Source organism: Streptomyces typhae (assembly GCF_009755605.1).
GTDB lineage: Bacteria > Actinomycetota > Actinomycetes > Streptomycetales > Streptomycetaceae > Streptomyces > Streptomyces typhae.
The window spans coordinates 111,693-131,496 of record NZ_WPNZ01000004.1 but is presented as its reverse complement, the minus strand read 5'-3'; the positions used below and the strand labels follow the sequence as shown (position 1 = coordinate 131,496).

Annotated in this window: 1 protein-coding gene; it reads left to right on the top strand. The window is 74.0% G+C overall.

Going from position 1 to position 19,804, the window contains the following annotated elements; all coding sequences use genetic code 11:
* The first annotated feature begins 120 nt into the window (after positions 1-120).
* Positions 121-19,797, top strand: coding sequence for a type I polyketide synthase (locus tag GPA10_RS09105; RefSeq protein WP_157165045.1), 19,677 nt, complete (start codon positions 121-123; stop codon positions 19,795-19,797).
* Positions 19,798-19,804 lie beyond the last annotated feature (7 nt).

The following is a 19,804-nucleotide window of genomic DNA, read 5'->3' as shown; positions in this document are numbered from 1 at the left end:
ACACACCGGTACGGACGAAACCGACCGGACGCACCGGTACGGACTGAAACCGACCGGACAAGCCGGTACGGACTCTCACCACAGCGGGCACGGACTCTCACCCAAAGGGGTAGCAAGCACATGTCGAACGACGACAAGGTCCTCGACTACTTGAAGCGGCTGACCGCCGACCTGCGGCAGGCCAAGCAACGGCTCCGCGAGGTCGAGGAGAAGGACAGCGAGCCGATCGCGATCGTCGGCATGAGCTGCCGCTTCCCGGGTGGGGTCGCGTCGCCCGAAGACCTGTGGCGCCTTGTCGAGTCCGGTGCCGACGCGGTGTCCGGGTTCCCCGCCGACCGCGGCTGGGACCTGGAGTCGCTGTACGACGCGGACCCCGACCACTCCGGTACGACCTACGCCCGCGAGGGCGGGTTCCTCTACGAGGCGCCGCAGTTCGACTCGGAGTTCTTCGGTATCTCGCCGCGCGAGGCGGCGGCGATGGACCCCCAGCAGCGGCTGCTCCTCGAAACGTCCTGGGAGGTGTTCGAGCGGGCCGGGATCGACCCGGCGTCGCTGCGCGGCAGCCGGTCGGGTGTGTTCGTCGGCACCAACGGCCAGGACTACGCGGCACTGTTGATGGCCGCGCAGGAAGAGGTCGCGGGCTTCGCGGGCACCGGCATCTCCGCGAGCGTCATCTCCGGCCGTCTGTCGTACACGTTCGGTCTCGAAGGGCCCGCCGTCACCGTCGACACGGCGTGCTCGTCGTCCCTGGTCGCCCTGCACCTGGCCGTGCAGGCCCTGCACAAGGGCGAGTGCGAGCTGGCGCTCGTCGGCGGCGTGACGGTCATGTCGACGCCGGGCTCGTTCATCGAGTTCAGCCGTCAGCGCGGCCTCGCGGAGGACGGCCGCTGCAAGGCGTTCTCGGACAGCGCCGACGGCACGGGCTGGGGCGAGGGCGTCGGCATGCTCCTCGTCGAGCGGTTGTCGGACGCCGAGCGCAACGGCCACCAGATCCTCGCGGTCGTACGGGGCTCCGCCGTGAATCAGGACGGCGCGTCCAACGGCCTGACCGCCCCCAACGGTCCTTCCCAGCAGCGCGTCATCCGGCAGGCCCTCGCCGGTGCCGGCCTGACGCCGTCCGACGTCGACGCGATGGAGGCCCACGGCACCGGCACCAAGCTGGGCGACCCCATCGAGGCCCAGGCCCTGCTCGCCACCTACGGGCAGGACCGCCCTGCCGACCGGCCCCTGTGGCTCGGCTCGATCAAGTCCAACATCGGTCACACCCAGGCCGCCGCCGGTGTCGCCGGTGTCATCAAGATGGTCATGGCGATGCGGCACGGCGTCCTCCCCAAGACCCTGCACGTCACCGAGCCCTCGTCGCACGTCGACTGGTCGGCGGGCGCCGTGGAACTCCTCACGGAGACCCGGCCGTGGCCGGAGACGGGCCGCCCGTGGCGGGCCGGTGTGTCGTCGTTCGGCGTGAGCGGCACGAACGCCCACACCATCATCGAGCAGGCCCCGGCAGCCGAGGAGCAGGAGCCCGCCCCGGAGCCCGCGCCGGGCGGTCAGGTGCCGTGGGTCCTGTCTGCGCGGACCGAGGAGGCCCTGCGGCACCAGGCCGAACGGCTGCGCTCCGGCGCGACCGGCCTGCACCCCGTGGACGTCGGCTTCTCCCTCGCCACGACGCGGTCGGCTCACGAACACCGCGCGGTCGTCGTCACGGACGACCCCGGGACCCGGCTGACCGCCCTGACCGCACTGGCGGAGGGCAGGCAGACAGCGGGCCTCGTCACGGCCACCGCCACCACCGGGCTGCTGGGCTTCCTGTTCTCGGGTCAGGGGTCGCAGCGGCTCGGCATGGGCCGTGAACTGGCGGACCGTTTCCCGGTGTTCGCCGATGCCCTGGATCTCGTCCTGGACGCGTTCGATCCGCGAGTACGGGAGACCGTGTTCGGTGAGGACGCGGACGCGTTGAACGAGACGGGGGTGACGCAGCCCGCGTTGTTCGCGGTGGAGGTGGCGCTGTTCCGGCTCCTGGAGTCGTGGGGCATCCGGCCCGCCATGCTGGCCGGTCACTCGATCGGTGAGCTGGCCGCCGCGCACGTCGCCGGTGTGTGGTCCCTCGCGGACGCGGTGAAGGTGGTGTCGGCGCGGGGTGCGCTGATGCAGGCGCTGCCCGCCGGGGGTGCGATGGTCGCGATTCAGGCGTCCGAGGACGAGGTGGCGGCCGATCTGCCGGAGACGGTGGGCATCGCGGCGGTCAACGGGCCTGATTCCGTGGTGATTTCGGGTGTCGCCGCTGACGCGGAGGCGGTGGCGGAGCGCTGGCGCGGGGCGGGCCGCAAGGTGTCCCGCCTGAAGGTGAGCCATGCGTTCCACTCGCCGCTGATGGACCCGATGCTGGACGACTTCCGGCAGGTCCTCGAAGAGGTCTCGTACGAGGCTCCCGCCGTCCCGATCGTGTCGACGCTGACGGGTCGGACGGCCTCCACGGAGGAACTCTCGTCGCCGGAGTACTGGGTGCGGCACGTGCGCGAGTCGGTGCGGTTCGCCGACGCCGTGAACACGTTGATCGCCGAAGGTGTGGGGACGTTCGTCGAGGTCGGGCCGGGTGGGACGCTGTCCGCCCTCGGCCCGGGAAGCGCGCCCGACGCCGTCTTCCTGCCCGCGCTGCGCGGCGACAGGCCCGAGGAGAACGCCCTCGTCACCACGGTCGCCACGCTGCACGCGCGGGGCGTGCCGGTCGACTGGAACGCCTACTTCGCCGGCAGCGGGGCGCGGCGGGTGGACCTGCCGACGTACCCGTTCCAGCGGGTGCGCTACTGGCTGGACGCCGCCGCCGTCAGCATGGGCGTCGAGCGGATGTCCCCGGTCGAGGCCCGGTTCTGGGGTGCCGTCGAGGACGGCGACATCGCCGACCTGGCCGCCACCCTGGAGGTGTCGTCCGACGACCCGCTGAGCACGGTGCTGCCCCGCCTCTCCGCGTGGCGCAAGGAGCAGCAGGGCCGCACCGCCGTGGAGGACTGGCGGTACCGCGTCGAGTGGCGGCAGATGACCGCCGGGAACAGGCGTCTCGACGGTACGTGGCTGATCGTCGCGCCGACCGGTGAGGACCGCGCCGCGTGGGTGCGGGAGTCGCTGGCACGGAACGGCGCGGACGAGGTGCGCGTCCTGCACGTGGACGTCGAAGCGGCCGACTGGGCTGCGGAGTTGACCGACCTGTCGGCTCTGCGCGGTGTGGTCTCGCTCCTCGGGTTCGCCGCCCCGGGCGAGGGAACCGTATCCGCCGGTGTCGCGGCGACGGTTGCGCTCTTGCAGGGTCTTGGTGACGTGGAGGTGCCGTTGTGGTGCCTGACGTCGGGTGCGGTGTCGGTGGGCTCGGGCGATGTGGTGGCCGGGTTCGAGCAGGGGATGCTGTGGGGTCTTGGCCGGGTCGCGGCGCTGGAGCAGCCGGGTCGCTGGGGTGGTCTCGTCGACCTGGCGGAGGCGCGCGACGACAGGGCCGGTGACCTCCTGGCCTCCGTCCTCGCCGGGACGAACGGCGAGGACCAGGTCGCCCTGCGGGGCAACCGGATCCTGGGCCGCAGGCTGGTGCCCGCACCGCTGGGTGGGGCGTCCGCTTCCGGCTGGTCGCCGCGCGGCACGGTTCTGGTGACCGGTGGTACCGGTGCGTTGGGTGCGCATGTCGCCCGGTGGCTGGTGGGGAGGGGTGCCGAGCACCTGCTCCTGACCAGTAGGCGTGGGCCTGCGGCTGAGGGTGCGGAGGAACTGCGCGCTGAGCTGGTGGAGTTGGGTGCTGCTCGGGTCACGGTCGTGGCCTGTGACGCGGCCGACCGTGACGCGCTCGCGGGCGTCCTGGCGTCGGTGCCGGACGAGTTTCCCCTCACCGCGGTGGTGCACGCGGCGGGCATCGAGCGGACGGCCGCCCTCGCCGATCTCGACCCGGGGGACCTGGCCGGGTTCGCCGATGTCCTGACGGCCAAGGTCGACGGCGCCCGCAACCTCCACGAACTCCTCGCCGACACACCGCTGGACGCGTTCGTGCTGTTCTCGTCCATCGCCGGTGTGTGGGGCAGCGGCAGACAAGGCGGGTACGCCGCCGCCAACGCCTACCTGGACGCCCTCGCCGAGCACCGCCGGGCGGCGGGTCTGCCCGCCACGGCCGTCGCGTGGGGCCCGTGGGGCGGCGGCGGCATGGTCGCCGACTCCGGGCAGGACGCCGCCGCGCAGCTGCGGCGCCGCGGCCTCGCGACGATGCCGCCCGACCTGGCCCTCGCCGGGCTGGCCACGGCCCTGGAGCGCGGCCACGAGAACATCGTCGTCGCCGACGTCGACTGGACCCGGTTCGCGGGCACCTTCATGGCGCAGCGGCCCAGCCCCCTTCTCGGCGAACTGCCCGACGTCCGTGCCGCGTTCGGCGCGGCGTCGGCGGACGGCGGCACGTCCGCCCTGGCGCGGCGCCTCGCCGGGCTCGACGAGGCCGAGCAGGAACGGCAGCTCACCGACCTCGTACGGTACGAGGCCGCCGCCGTCCTCGGACACGTCTCCGGTGACGCGTTCTCGCCGACGCGCGCGTTCAAGGAACTCGGCTTCGACTCGCTGACGGCCGTCGAACTGCGCGCCCGGCTCCGCGACGCCACCGGCATCGCGCTGCCCGCGACCCTGGTCTTCGACTACCCCAACGCCGCCGTTCTCGCCGCCTACCTGCGGACGGAACTGTCCGGAGCCGCGGCGGCCACCCCCGCGGCCCCGGCCGCCGTCTCCGGCGCGGCCGACGAGCCCATCGCGATCGTGGCGATGGCGTGCCGGTTCCCCGGCGGCGTCACCAGCCCCGAGGACCTGTGGGACTTCCTCCAGGCCGGCGGGGACGCCGTCTCGGACTTCCCGGCCGACCGCGGCTGGGACGTCGAGTCGCTGTACGACCCCGACCCCGACACCTCGGGCACCAGCTACAGCCGCATGGGTGCCTTCCTCTACGGCGCTGCGGACTTCGACCCGGCGTTCTTCGGGATCTCGCCCCGCGAGGCCCTCGCGATGGACCCGCAGCAGCGGCTGCTCCTGGAGACGTCCTGGGAGGCGTTCGAGCGCGCCGGAGTCGACCCGGCGTCGCTGCGCGGCGAGCGCGTCGGCGTGTTCGTCGGCTCGAACATGCAGGACTACGGAGTGGTCCTCGGCGGGGCGGCCGAGGACGTCGGCGGCTACGTGGCGACCGGCAACGCGGCCAGCGTGGCCTCGGGCCGCCTGTCGTACACGTTCGGCTTCGAAGGCCCCGCCGTCACCGTGGACACGGCGTGCTCGTCCTCCCTCGTGGCTCTCCACCTGGCGGTGCAGGCCCTGCGTTCCGGCGAGTGCTCGCTGGCCCTCGCCGGTGGTGTCACCGTGATGTCGACGCCGGGCTCCTTCATCGAGTTCAGCCGCCAGCGGGGCCTCGCGGAGGACGGCCGCTGCAAGGCGTTCGCCGCCGCGGCCGACGGCACCGGCTGGGGCGAAGGTGTCGGCATGCTGTTCGTGGAGCGCCTCTCCGACGCCCGGCGCAACGGCCACCAGGTCCTCGCTGTCGTACGGGGCTCCGCGGTCAACCAGGACGGCGCGTCCAACGGCCTGACCGCGCCGAACGGCCCCTCGCAGCAGCGGGTGATCCGCCAGGCCCTTGCGAGCGCGGGCCTGGCACCCTCCGACGTGGACGCGGTCGAGGCGCACGGCACGGGCACCACCCTCGGCGACCCGATCGAGGCGCAGGCCCTGCTCGCGACCTACGGTCAGGACCGGTCCGCCGACCGGCCGCTGTGGCTGGGCTCGATCAAGTCGAACATCGGTCACACGCAGGCCGCCGCGGGTGTGGCGGGCATCATCAAGATGGTCATGTCGATGCGGCACGGCGTGCTGCCCCGCACCCTGCACGTCGACGAGCCGTCGCCGCACGTCGACTGGTCCGCGGGCGCCGTGGAACTCCTCGCGGAGCCCCAGCCGTGGCCGCGGACCGGTGAGCCGCTGCGCGCAGGTGTGTCGTCGTTCGGGTTCAGCGGCACCAACGCGCACACCATCATCGAGCAGGCGCCCCTGGAGGAGCCGAGCGAGCCCCCGGCACCCACGGAGCCGGCGCGCGACGGCGGCCCGGTGCCGTGGCCCCTCTCGGCTGCCGACGCGACCGCCCTGCGCGCGCAGGCGGAGCGGCTGCTGACCGTCGTCGGTGCGGACACGCCGCTCGTCGACATCGGTTACTCGCTCGCGACGACACGTACGGCGCTGGACCACCGCGCGGTGCTCGTGGCCACCGACCGCGCCGAGTTCCTGGACACACTGACGGCGATGGCCGAAGGCCGGGAGACCGGCACTGTGGTCACCGGAGTCGCCGACGAACCGGGCAGATTGGGCTTCCTGTTCTCGGGGCAGGGGTCGCAGCGGCTCGGCATGGGCCGTGAACTGGCGGACCTTTTCCCGGTGTTCGCCGAAGCGCTGGACACGGTCCTGGACGCGTTCGAGCCGCGGGTGCGGGAGGTGCTGTTCGGTGAGGACGCGGACGCGCTGAACGAGACGGGGGTGACGCAGCCTGCGTTGTTCGCGGTGGAGGTGGCGCTGTTCCGTCTGCTTGAGTCGTGGGGAGTCCGGCCGGATGTGCTGGCCGGTCACTCGATCGGTGAGCTGGCAGCGGCGCACGTGGCTGGTGTGTGGTCGTTGGCCGACGCGGTGAAGGTGGTGTCGGCGCGTGGCGAGCTGATGCAGGCGCTGCCTACCGGTGGTGCGATGATCGCGATCCAGGCGTCCGAGGACGAGGTGGCGGCCGACCTGCCGGAGACGGTGGGTATCGCGGCGGTCAACGGGCCCTCCTCTGCGGTGATTTCGGGTGTTGCCGCTGACGCGGAGGTGGTGGCGGAGCGGTGGCGTGCGGCGGGCCGCAAGGTGTCCCGTCTCAAGGTGAGCCATGCGTTCCACTCGCCGCTGATGGAGCCGATGCTTGACGACTTCCGGCAGGTTCTCGAAGGGGTCTCGTACGAGGCTCCCGCCATCCCGATCGTGTCGACGCTGACCGGCGCCCGCGCGACCGCCGAGGAGCTGGCGTCCCCCGAGTACTGGGTGCGCCACGTGCGCGAGTCGGTGCGGTTCGCCGACGCCGTGAACACGCTGGCCGCCGAGGGCGTCGGCACGTTCGTGGAGATCGGTCCCGGCGGCACCCTGTCCGCCCTCGGCCAGGAGTCCGCGCCCGACGCGGCCTTCGTACCGGCACTGCGCACCGACCGCCCCGAGACGGTGGCCGCCACGACGGCGCTGGGTCAGATTCACGCACGCGGCGTGCACGTCGACTGGGAGCTGTTCTTCTCCGGGCGGGGCGCCCGCCGTGTGGAGCTTCCGACGTACGCGTTCCAGCGGCAGCGCTACTGGCCCGAGACGCTGTCCGCGACCGGCGACGCCGGGGCGATCGGGCTCGGCGCGGCGGAGCATCCGCTGCTGGGCGCGAGCGTGACGGTGGGCGGCACGGACGGAGTGCTCCTGACGGGCCGGTTGTCGGCCCGGTCCCACCCGTGGCTGGCCGACTACCTCATCGAGGGCTCGGTGCTGCTGCCGGGCACGGCGATGGTCGACCTCGCGGTGCGGGCCGGTGACCAGGTCGGCTGCGACCTGGTGGAGGAACTCACCCTGGAGGAGCCGCTCGTCCTGCCCGAGGGCGGCTCGGTGCGGGTGCAGATGTGGGTCGGCGCGGCGGACGACTCCGGCCGCCGCGAGCTGACGTTCCACTCCAGTACCGGTGCCGCCGCCGACGCCGGTTCGTGGACCCGGCACGCCACCGGTGTGCTGCGTGCGGGCGTCCCGTCCGCCGGGGCCTCGCTGGCCGAGTGGCCGCCCGCGGGCGCGGACGTCGTGGACCTGGAGGGGTTCTACGACCGTGCGGCCGAGGAAGGACTCGCGTACGGGCCTGTGTTCCGGGGCCTGCGGGCCGCGTGGCGCAAGGGCGACGAGGTGTTCGCCGAGGTCGCGCTCCCCGAGGGCACGGCGGTCGAAGGCTTCGGCCTGCACCCGGCGCTCCTCGACGCGGCCCTGCACGCCATCGGCCTGACCGGCGACGCCGACCGCTCCGGTGCGCTGCCGTCCGCGTGGACGGGGGTGCGGCTGCACGCCTCGGGCGCGACGGCGCTGCGCGTGCGGTTGACGCCCGCGACGTCGGACGAGACGCCGAACGGGGTCGCCGGGGGAGTGGCGTTGGCGGTCGCCGACGGGGCCGGCGCCCCGGTCGCCACGGTCGACTCGCTGGTGCTCCGCCCGGCGGCGACCCTGACACGGCAGCGGCAGGACCGGGACGCGCTGTTCGGCGTCGACTGGGTGGCGGTGCCCCCGGCCGGGGGCACCGCCACCACCACCCGGTGGGCCGACCTGGAGACCCTGACCCGGCAGGGGACCGCGGACCTCGCGGACTTCGTCGTCGTGCCCTGCCCGGCCACCGCCGCGTCCGACCCGGTCACCGCCGCCCACGAGGCCGCGCACCGGGCGCTGCACACGATCCAGACCTGGCTCGCCGACGAGCGGTACGAGACGGCGCGCCTGGCCGTCGCCACCAGCGGCGCGATCGCCACTGCGGCCGAGGACGACGTACGCGACCTGGCACAGGCCGCGGTGTGGGGCCTGGTGCGGTCCGCGCAGTCGGAGAACCCCGACCGGATCGTCCTGGTCGACCTCGACGACGAGGCCGCCTCGCTGGACGCGCTGCCGTCCGCCCTCGCCACCGGGGAGCCGCAGCTCGCCGTGCGTTCCGGTGAGATCCACGTACCCCGCCTGGCCAGGGCGGCCGGGCACTCCACGGCGGACGGCGACCCCGGCTTCGGCACGGGAGCGGTCCTCGTGACCGGCGCGACGGGCACCCTGGGCGGTCTGTTCGCCCGGCACCTGGTCGCCGCGCGCGGGGTGCGCAAACTGCTCCTGGTGAGCAGGCGCGGCGAGGCGGCCGAGGGCGCCAGCGAGCTGCGGGACGAACTTGTCGCGCAGGGCGCCGAGGTGACCCTCGCCGCCTGCGACGTGGCGGACCGCGACGCCCTCGCGGCGCTGCTCGCCGAGCACGAGGTCACCGCCGTCGTCCACACCGCCGGTGTCCTCGACGACGGCGTCATCGGCTCGCTCACGCCGGAGCGGATCGACACGGTGTTCCGGCCCAAGGTCGACGCGGCCTGGCACCTGCACGAGCTGACCCGCGACCTGGACCTGTCCGCGTTCGTCCTGTTCTCCTCGGTGTCGGGCACCCTCGGCGCACCCGGCCAGGGCAACTACGCGGCGGCCAACACCTTCCTGGACGCCCTCGCCCAGCACCGCCGCGCCCAGGGCCTGCCCGCGACCTCGCTGGCGTGGGGCCTGTGGGCCGACAGCGGCATGGCAGGGCAGCTCGCCGAGACCGACGTACGGCGCCTCGCCCGGGGCGGGATGATCCCGCTCCGCCCCGCCGAGGGCCTCGCGCTGTTCGACGCGGCGGGCTCCACGGAGCGCGCGCTCCTCGCCCCGGTACCGCTCGACCTGCCCGTGCTGCACCGGCAGGCGCGCTCCACTCCCGTACCGCACCTCCTGCGCGGACTCGTACGCGGCACGGCACGCAGGGCCGCCGCACCCGCGGCGGGCCGGTCGGCGCTCGCGCGGTCCCTGGCGGGACTGACCGCCGCCGAACGCGAGAAGACACTCCTCGACCTCGTGCTCGGCCATGTGGCCGCGGTGCTCGGCCACGGCTCGGCGGGGGCCGTCGCGCCCGACCGCGCGTTCAAGGAACTCGGCTTCGACTCGCTCAGCTCCGTCGAGCTGCGCAACCGGCTCAACACGGCCACCGACCTCGCCCTGCCCGCCACGCTCGTCTTCGACCACCCGAACCCCGCCGCCCTCGCGGCGCACCTCGGCGCCGAACTCCTCGGCGAAGTGCTCGACGTGGCGGCCACCGACCACACCCTGACCGTGACCGGGTCCGACGAGCCCATCGCGATCGTCGGCATGAGCTGCCGCTTCCCCGGCGGGGTCGCGTCACCGGAAGACCTGTGGCGCCTGGTGGCGGCGGGCGGCGACGCGATGTCGGAGTTCCCGGCCGACCGCGGCTGGGACGTGGAGTCGCTGTACGACCCCGACCCCGACACCGCGGGCACCACCTACGCGCGTGAGGGCGGGTTCCTCGACGACGCGATGGACTTCGACCCGGCGTTCTTCGGCATCTCGCCGCGCGAGGCCGCGGCGATGGACCCGCAGCAGCGGCTGCTCCTGGAGACGTCCTGGGAGGTGTTCGAGCGGGCGGGCATCGACCCGGAGTCGGTGCGGGGCAGCCGGTCGGGTGTGTTCGTCGGCACCAACGGCCAGGACTACGCGGCGCTGTTGATGGCCGCGCGGGAAGAGGTCGAGGGCTTCGTGGGCACGGGCAGCGCGGCGAGCGTCATCTCCGGCCGTCTGTCGTACACGTTCGGTCTCGAAGGGCCCGCCGTCACCGTCGACACGGCGTGCTCGTCGTCCCTGGTCGCCCTGCACATGGCGGTGCAGTCGCTGCGTTCCGGCGAGTGCTCGCTGGCCCTCGCCGGCGGTGTCACCGTGATGTCGACCCCCGGCGCGTTCGTGGAGTTCAGCCGTCAGCGGGGCCTCGCCGCGGACGGCCGCTGCAAGGCGTTCGCCGACGGCGCGGACGGCACGGGCTGGGGCGAGGGCGTCGGCATGCTCCTCGTGGAGCGTCTCTCCGACGCCCGGCGCAACGGCCACCAGGTCCTCGCGGTCGTACGGGGCTCCGCCGTCAACCAGGACGGCGCGTCCAACGGCCTCACCGCCCCCAACGGGCCTTCCCAGCAGCGGGTGATCCGCCAGGCCCTCGCCAGCGCCGGTCTGACGCCGTCCGACGTGGACGCCGTCGAGGCCCACGGCACGGGCACCAAGCTCGGCGACCCCATCGAGGCGCAGGCCCTGCTCGCGACCTACGGTCAGGACCGGTCCGCCGACCGGCCGCTGTGGCTGGGCTCGATCAAGTCGAACATCGGTCACACGCAGGCCGCCGCGGGTGTGGCGGGCATCATCAAGATGGTCATGTCGATGCGGCACGGCGTGCTGCCCCGCACCCTGCACGTCGACGAGCCCTCCTCCCACGTGGACTGGTCGGCGGGCGCCGTGCGCCTGCTCACCGAGCAGCGCGCGTGGCCTGCCGCGGACCGGCCGTGGCGGGCCGGTGTGTCGTCGTTCGGCGTGAGCGGCACGAACGCCCACACCGTCATCGAGCAGGCGCCCGCGGAGCAGCCGAGCGAGCCCGCGGAAGCGCCCGAGCCGCGGCGTGCAGGCGGCGGCCTGGTGCCGTGGGTCCTCTCGGCCCGTGACGCGGCCGCCCTGCGCGGCCAGGCCGAGCGGCTCCTGCCCTACGCGGACGCGCAGTCGCCCCTCGACGTGGGCCACTCGCTCGCGACGACGCGGGCGGCGCTCTCCCACCGCGCGGTGATCACGGCCGCGGAGCCCGCCGGGTTCCAGTCGGCCCTCGCCGCCCTCGCCGAAGGCCGGGACGCGCCGGGAGTCGTGGTCGGCGAGGCGGCACCCCGCCGCGTCGCCTTCCTGTTCTCGGGTCAGGGCTCGCAGCGGCTCGGCATGGGCCGTGAACTGGCGGACCTTTTCCCGGTGTTCGCCGATGCCCTGGATCTCGTACTGGACGAGTGCGATCCGCGGGTGCGGGAGGTGCTGTTCGGTGAGGACGCCGACGCCCTGAACGAGACGGGGGTGACGCAGCCCGCGTTGTTCGCGGTCGAGGTCGCTCTCTTCCGTCTGCTCGAGTCCTGGGGAGTCCGGCCGGATGTGCTGGCCGGTCACTCGATCGGTGAGCTGGCAGCGGCGCACGTCGCCGGTGTGTGGTCCCTCGCGGACGCCGTGAAGGTGGTGTCGGCGCGGGGTGCGCTGATGCAGGCGCTGCCCGCCGGCGGCGCGATGATTGCGATCCAGGCCACGGAAGCCGAGGTTCTCGCGTCGGAGCTGCCCGGGACCGTGGGCATCGCGGCCGCCAACGGCCCGACGTCGGTGGTCGTCTCCGGTGCCGCCGCCGACGTCGACGCGGTCGCCGAGCGGTGGCGCGAGGCGGGCCGCAAGGTGGCCCGGCTCCGGGTCAGCCACGCGTTCCACTCGCCGCTGATGGACCCGATGCTGGACGACTTCCGGCAGGTCCTCGAAGGGGTGTCGTACGAGGCTCCCGCCGTCCCGATCGTGTCGACGCTGACGGGTCGGACGGCCTCCACGGAGGAACTCTCGTCGCCGGAGTACTGGGTGCGGCATGTGCGGGAGTCGGTGCGGTTCGCCGACGCCGTGCGCACTCTGGCCGTCGAGGGCGTGGGCACGTTCGTCGAGGTCGGTCCCGGCGGCACCCTGTCCGCGCTCGGCCAGGAGACCGCGCCCGACGCGGCCTTCGTACCGGCACTGCGCACCGACCGCCCCGAAGAGACGGCGCTGACCGCCGCGGTCGCGGAAGCGTATGTGCGGGGCACCTCCGTGGACTGGGCCGCCCGCTTCGAGGGCAGCGGCGCGCGCCGGGTCGAGCTGCCGACGTACGCGTTTCAGCGGCAGCGCTACTGGCTGGACACGCTGCCCGCCATCGGTGACGTCGGCGCGGCCGGGCTCGGTGCGGCGGAACATCCGCTCCTCGGCGCCACGCTCGCCGTGGGCGGCACCGACGGCGTGCTCCTCACCGGCCGCCTCTCGGTCAGGACCCACCCGTGGCTGGCCGACCACGTGGTCCGGGGCGCGGTGCTGCTGCCCGGTTCCGTGTTCGTCGAACTCGCGGTGCGCGCGGGCGACCAGGTCGGCTGCGACCTCGTCGAGGAGCTGACCGTCGAGTCGCCGCTCGCCCTGCCCGACAGCGGCTCGGTGCGGGTGCAGGTGTCCGTCGGCGCGGCGGACACCTCGGGCCGGCGCGAGCTGACGTTCTACACCGCTGCGGGCGACGACGACCGGACGTGGACGCGGCGCGCCACCGGTGTGCTGCGTGCGGATGTCCCCTCCGCCGGGCTCTCGCTGGCCGAGTGGCCGCCCGCGGGCGCGGACGTCGTGGACCTGGAGGGGTTCTACGACCGTGCGGCCGAGGAAGGACTCGCGTACGGGCCGGTGTTCCAGGGCCTGCGGGCCGCGTGGCGCAAGGGCGACGAGGTGTTCGCCGAGGTCGCGCTCCCCGAGGGCACGGCGGCCGGTGGCTTCGGCCTGCACCCGGCGCTTCTCGACGCGGCGTCGCAGGCGGCCGGACTGACGGACGAGGCCGTCGGCGGGCTGCCGTTCGCGTGGTCGGGTGTGCGCCTGCACGCCTCCGGTGCGACGGTGCTGCGCGTGCAGGTGGCGCCCGCCGCCGGGACCCCCTTCGCGGACGCGGCGACCGGCGCGCTGTCCTTGGCGGTCGCGGACGGGGCCGGTGCCCCGGTGGCCACGGTCGACGCGCTGGCCCTGCGCCCCGTGTCGCAGGCGCAGCCGGCCGGTGACGACCTCGGCGACGCGCTGTTCGGCGTCGACTGGGTACCGGTGCCTCTGCCCGAGGGCGACGAACCGCCGACGACCTGGTGGACGGAGCTGGAGGCCCTGACCGGGTCCGGGTCCTCGGACCTCGCGGACTTCGTCGTCGTGCCCTGCCCCGGCACCTCCGCGTCCGACCCGGTCGCCGGTGCCCACGCGGCCTCGCACTGGGCGCTCGACGCGGTCAGGACGTGGCTCGCGGACGAGCGCTACGAGACGGCCCGCCTGGCCGTCGTGACCAGGGGAGCGGTCGCCGCGTCGGCCGACGAGCAGGTGCGGGACGTCGCGCAGGCCGCGGTGTGGGGCCTGGTGCGGTCCGCGCAGTCGGAGAACCCCGACCGGATCGTCCTGGTCGACCTCGACGACGAGACGGTGTCGCTCGACGCGCTGCCCGCCGCCCTCTCCACCGGCGAGCCCCAGGTGGCGGTCCGCTCCGGCGCCGTCAGCGTGCCGCGCCTCGCCCGGGTGCGGCAGTCGGTGACGGACGACCCCGGCTTCGGCGCGGGAGCGGTCCTTGTGACCGGCGCGACGGGTACCCTGGGCGGTCTGTTCGCCCGGCACCTGGTGGCTGAGCGCGGCGTACGGAAGCTGCTCCTGGTGAGCAGGCGCGGCGAGGCGGCCGAGGGCGCCAGCGAGTTGCGGGACGAACTTGTCGCGCAGGGAGCCGAGGTGACCCTCGCCGCGTGCGACGTGGCCGACCGCGACGCCCTCGCGAAACTGCTGGCCGAACACGACGTCACCGCGGTCGTGCACACGGCGGGCGTCCTCGACGACGGCACCATCGGGTCACTCACACCCGAGCGGATCGACACGGTGTTCCGGCCCAAGGTCGACGCGGCCTGGCACCTCCACGAGCTGACGAAGGAATCGGACCTGTCGGCGTTCGTGCTGTTCTCCTCCGTGGCCGGCACGCTCGGCGGCCCTGGCCAGGGCAACTACGCGGCGGCCAACACCTTCCTGGACGCCCTCGCCCAGCACCGCCGCGCCGCCGGACTGCCCGCCACGTCCCTCGCGTGGGGTCTGTGGGCCGAGGCCGGCGGCATGGCAGGGCAGCTCGACGAGGCCGACGTCAAGCGGATGGGCCGCGGTGGCCTGATCCCCCTCCGCGCCGCCCGGGGCCTGGCCCTGTTCGACGCGGCGGGCACCACGGGGCGTGCCGTCCTCGCCCCGGTCCCGCTCGACCTGCCCGTGCTGCACCGGCAGGCACGCTCCACCCCCGTACCGCACCTCCTGCGCGGACTCGTACGCGGCACGGCACGCAGGACCGCCGAGTCCGCCGCCGCGACCGGGTCGGCGCTCGCGCGGTCCCTCGCGGGGCTGACCGGCGCCGAACGCCAGGAGGCACTCCTCGACCTCGTCCTGAACCATGTGGCCGTGGTCCTCGGCCACAGCTCCGCCCAGGCCGTCGCGCCCGACCGCGCGTTCAAGGAACTCGGCTTCGACTCGCTGACCGCCGTCGAACTGCGCAACCGCCTCGGCGCGGCCACCGAACTGCGCCTGCCCGCCACGCTGGTCTTCGACTACCCGACCCCCGCGGCACTCGCCGAGCACCTCGGCACCCACCTCGTGGGCGCACCCGTCACCGCGACGGCCACCCGGACGGCCACGGCCGTCACCGACGAGCCCATCGCGATCGTCGCGATGAGCTGCCGGTTCCCCGGCGGGGTGAACTCGCCCGAGGACCTGTGGCGGCTCGTCGACAACGGCGTCGACGCCATCGGCGAGTTCCCCGCCAACCGCGGCTGGGACCTGGCGAACCTGTACGACCCCGACCCGGCGCGCACCGGCACCTCGTACGCACGGGAAGGCGGATTCCTCTACGACGCCGACCTGTTCGACCCGGCGTTCTTCGGGATCTCGCCGCGCGAGGCCCTCGCGATGGACCCGCAGCAGCGGCTGCTCCTGGAGACGTCCTGGGAGGCGTTCGAACGCGCCGGGATCGACCCGGGCTCGGTGCGGGGGCGTGACATCGGCGTCTTCACCGGCTCGAACGTGCAGGACTACACGATGCTCCTCGCGGAGAGCGAGGAGACCGTCGAAGGCTTCGTCGGGACCGGCAACGCGGCGAGCGTCGTGTCCGGCCGCGTCGCTTACGCCTTCGGCCTCGAAGGCCCCGCGGTGACGGTGGACACGGCGTGCTCGTCGTCCCTGGTCGCCCTGCACATGGCGGTGCAGTCGCTGCGGACGGGCGACTGCTCGATGGCGCTCGCCGGCGGTGTCACGGTGATGACGACGCCCGGCTCGTTCATCGAGTTCAGCCGCCAGCGCGGCCTGTCCACCGACGGCCGGTGCAGGCCCTTCTCGTCGGACGCGGACGGCACCGGCTGGGGCGAGGGCGTCGGCACCGTCGTCCTTGAACGCCTGTCCGACGCGCGGCGCAACGGGCACCAGGTGCTCGCGGTCGTGCGCGGCTCGGCGCTCAACCAGGACGGCGCGTCCAACGGCCTCACCGCGCCCAACGGCCCCGCCCAGCAGCGGGTGATCCGGCAGGCCCTGGCCAGCGCGGGACTCACGGCGTCCGACGTGGACGCCGTCGAGGCGCACGGCACCGGCACCACCCTCGGCGACCCCATCGAGGCCCAGGCGCTCCTCGCCACCTACGGCCAGGACCGGCCCGCCGACCGCCCCCTGTGGCTCGGGTCGGTGAAGTCCAACATCGGCCACACGCAGGGCGCGGCCGGTGTCGCGGGCATCATCAAGATGGTCATGGCGATGCGGCACGGCGTGCTGCCGAAGACGCTGAACGTCGCCGAACCCACCCCGGAGGTCGACTGGACAGCCGGTGACATCGCCCTCCTCAGCGAGGCCCGCCCCTGGCCCGACACCGAGCGGCCCCGCCGGTTCGGCGTGTCGTCGTTCGGGTTCAGCGGCACCAACGCGCACGCCATCATCGAGCAGGCACCCGACGAGGAGGCCCCCGCACCGACCGCCGAGCCGGGCACGGCCCCGGTGCCGCTCCTGGTGTCCGCCAAGGACGACGACGCCCTGCGGGCGCAGGCCGAGCGGCTGCGCGCCCACCTCGTGGCGCACCCCGAGCTGAACATGCTCGACGTCGCCACCACGCTCACCGAGGCGCGGTCGGCCTTCGACAGCCGGGCCGTCCTCGTGGGCCAGGACCGCGACGGCCTCCTCGCCGGACTCGCCGCCCTCGTCGAGGGACCGACGGCGCTCGCACGGGGCGTCGAGTCGGCGCACGTGGCGACGGGCGTCGCGGGACTCGCGGGCAAGGTCGCCTTCGTGTTCCCCGGCCAGGGCTCGCAGTGGCTGACCATGGGCGCGGACCTCGCGGAATCGTCGCCGGTGTTCCGGGCCTCGCTCGACGCGTGTGCCGAGGCGCTGGCTCCGTTCGTGGACTGGTCGTTGTACGAGGTCCTCGGTGATGGGTCCGCGTTGGAGCGGGTGGATGTGGTGCAGCCCGCGTTGTGGGCGGTGATGGTGTCGCTGGCGGCGCTGTGGCGTTCGTACGGTGTGGAGCCGGACGCGGTGGTGGGTCACAGCCAGGGGGAGATCGCGGCGGCTCATGTCGCGGGTGCGCTGTCCCTGGAGGACGCCGCGAAGGTGGTGGCCCTGCGCAGTAAGGCGATCCTGGCGCTGTCGGGTCAGGGCGGCATGGTGTCGCTCGCGGCGACGGTGGAGCAGGCGCGGGAGCGCACAGCCCGCTGGGACGGGCGTATATCCGTGGCCGCCGTCAACGGCCCTCGTTCGGTGGTGGTGGCGGGCGACGCTGACGCGCTGGACGAGTTGATGGAGTCCTGCGCGGTCGATGAGGTGCGGGCCCGGCGGGTGCCGGTGGACTACGCCTCGCACTCGTCGCATGTCGAGCGCATCGAGGGCGAGCTGGCACAGGTCCTTGCGGGGATCGAGCCCCGGGAGGCGAGGGTGCCGATGCTGTCCACGGTCACCGGTGAGTGGCTGACCGGGGCCGAGGTGGGTGCCGAGTACTGGTACCAGAACCTCCGCAACACCGTGCGGTTCGAGGACGCCACCCGTGGTCTGATCGAGCGTGGCGTCGGCGTGTTCGTCGAGTGCAGCCCCCACCCCGTCCTGACCTTCGGGGTGCGCGAGACCCTGGAGGCGACCGACGGCGCGGCCGTCGTCGTGGGCACACTGCGCCGCGACGACGGCGACCTCGACCGGTTCCTGCACTCCGTCGCCGAAGGGTATGTCCAGGGCCTGCCCTTCGACTGGCGGCAGGTGACACCCGCGGGACAGCGCGTGGACCTGCCCACCTACGCCTTCCGGCGCAAGCGGTTCTGGCCGAACCCGGCGGCCGCCCCCAAGGGCGACGCCACCGGCACCGTCGACGCCCGCTTCTGGGCGGCCGTCGCGGACGGCGACCTCGGCGACCTCGCGGGCGAGCTCGACGTGTCCCTCGACGACCCGATCAGCGCCGTGCTTCCCCGCCTCGCGTCCTGGCGGCAGACACAGTCCGCGAACTCCGAGACCGACGGCTGGCGCTACCGCGTCGCCTGGCTGCCCGTCCCCGAGCCCACCGCCGCCCTCACCGGCACCTGGCTCGTCGTCAGCCGCGACGGCGCCGAGGAGGAGTCCGTCACGGCGGCGCTGACCCGGCACGGAGCACGCGTACTGCCGGTCAGGGCCGGTGCGGCCCTCGACAGGGAGTCGCTGGTGGCGCCCCTCACAGCCGGTGAACCCGTCACCGGTGTGCTCTCGCTCCTCGCCCTCGACCCCGAACTGCCCGCGGGCGGCCTGTACGCGAACCTCGCCCTCGTCCAGGCACTCGGCGACGCCGGCCTCGACGCCCCGCTGTGGTACGCGACCCGCGGCGGCGTCACGACCGGCCGCTCCGACACCCCCGTCCGCCCCGAACAGGCCATGAACTGGGGCCTCGCCCGCTGCGTCGGCAAGGAGCAGCCCGAGCGCTGGGGCGGCCTCGTCGACCTGCCCCAGGCACTCGACGACCGTGCCGGGGCGCGCCTCGCGGGCATCCTGTCCGGCACACCGGAGGAGGACCAGGTCGCGCTCCGCGCGAACGGCGTCTTCGCCCGCAGGCTGGTGCAGGCCCCCGCGGGACACCTCGGCGACTGGGACCCCACCGGCACCGTGCTCGTCACCGGCGGCACCGGCGGAATCGGCGCCCACGTCGCCAGGTGGCTCGTCGCGAAGGGCGCCGACCACCTGCTCCTCACCAGCAGGCGCGGACCGGACGCCGAAGGCGCCACGGAACTGCACGCGGAGCTGACCGCCCTCGGCGCGCAGGTGACGATCGCCGCCTGCGACGTCGCCGACCGGGACGCGGTCGCGGAACTCCTCGCCTCGGTGCCCGCGGAGCACCCGCTCACCGCGGTCATGCACACGGCGGGCGTCCTGGACGACGGCGTGCTGACCGCGCTCACCCCGGACCGCCTCGCCACCGTGCTGCGGCCCAAGGTCGACGCGGCGGTCCACCTGGACGAGCTGACCCGGGACCTGGAGCTGTCCGCGTTCGTGATGTTCTCCTCGATCTCGGGCACCTTCGGCGCGGTGGCCCAGGGCAGCTACGCCGCCGCCAACGCCTTCCTCGACGCGCTGGCCGAACAGCGCGCGGCGGCGGGCCTGGCCGCCCACTCGGTGGCGTGGGGGCCGTGGGGCGGCGGCGGCATGGTCAGCGAGAAACTCGGCGAGATCCTGCGCGGCCGCGGCACCACCCCCTTCGAGCCCGCCCTCGCCATCACCGCACTGGACCGCGCCGTACGCCAGGCCGATCCGACGGTCCTCGTCGTGGCGGACATCGACTGGAACCTGTACGCGTCCTCGCTGCCGCCGTCGCTGCTGCGGGAACTGCCCGCCGCGCGCCCCGCCCCCGCGGCGGCCGCCGCCGCCGAACAGGACGCGCCCCTCGACCTGCGGTCCAGGCTCGCCGCGCTGTCCGGCCCCGACCAGGAGCGCGCCGTACTGGACCTCGTACGGGAGCAGGTGGCGGCCGTCCTCAGCTACGACAGCTCCTCGATGGTGGAACCCGGCCGGGCGTTCAAGGACCTGGGCTTCGACTCGCTCACCGCGGTCGAGTTCCGCAACGTGTTCAACTCCGTCACCGGGTTGAGCCTGCCCTCGACGCTCGTCTTCGACCATCCCAACCCGTCCGCGCTCGCCGCCCACGTACTGGAGCAGATGCCGGGCGCGAAAGCACCGACCATCGACGCCGAACTGGACCGTCTCGAGGCCGCACTGGCCCTCCTCGCCCCGGACGACCAGCGGACCGACGCCGTCGGTGACCGCCTTCGCGCGCTCCTTTCCAGGCTGGAGGGGGCGCACACCACCACGGAACCGGCCGACTCCGGGCCGGACGCGCGCACCGCGTCGGCGGACGAACTGCTCGCACTGCTCGATGAACAACTCGGTAGGTCCTGAGCCGATG

Excerpts from the sequence above, each read along its gene's own strand:
- GPA10_RS09105 (WP_157165045.1), top strand. The coding sequence starts at position 121 with ATGTCGAACGACGACAAGGTCCTCGACTACTTGAAGCGGCTGACCGCC.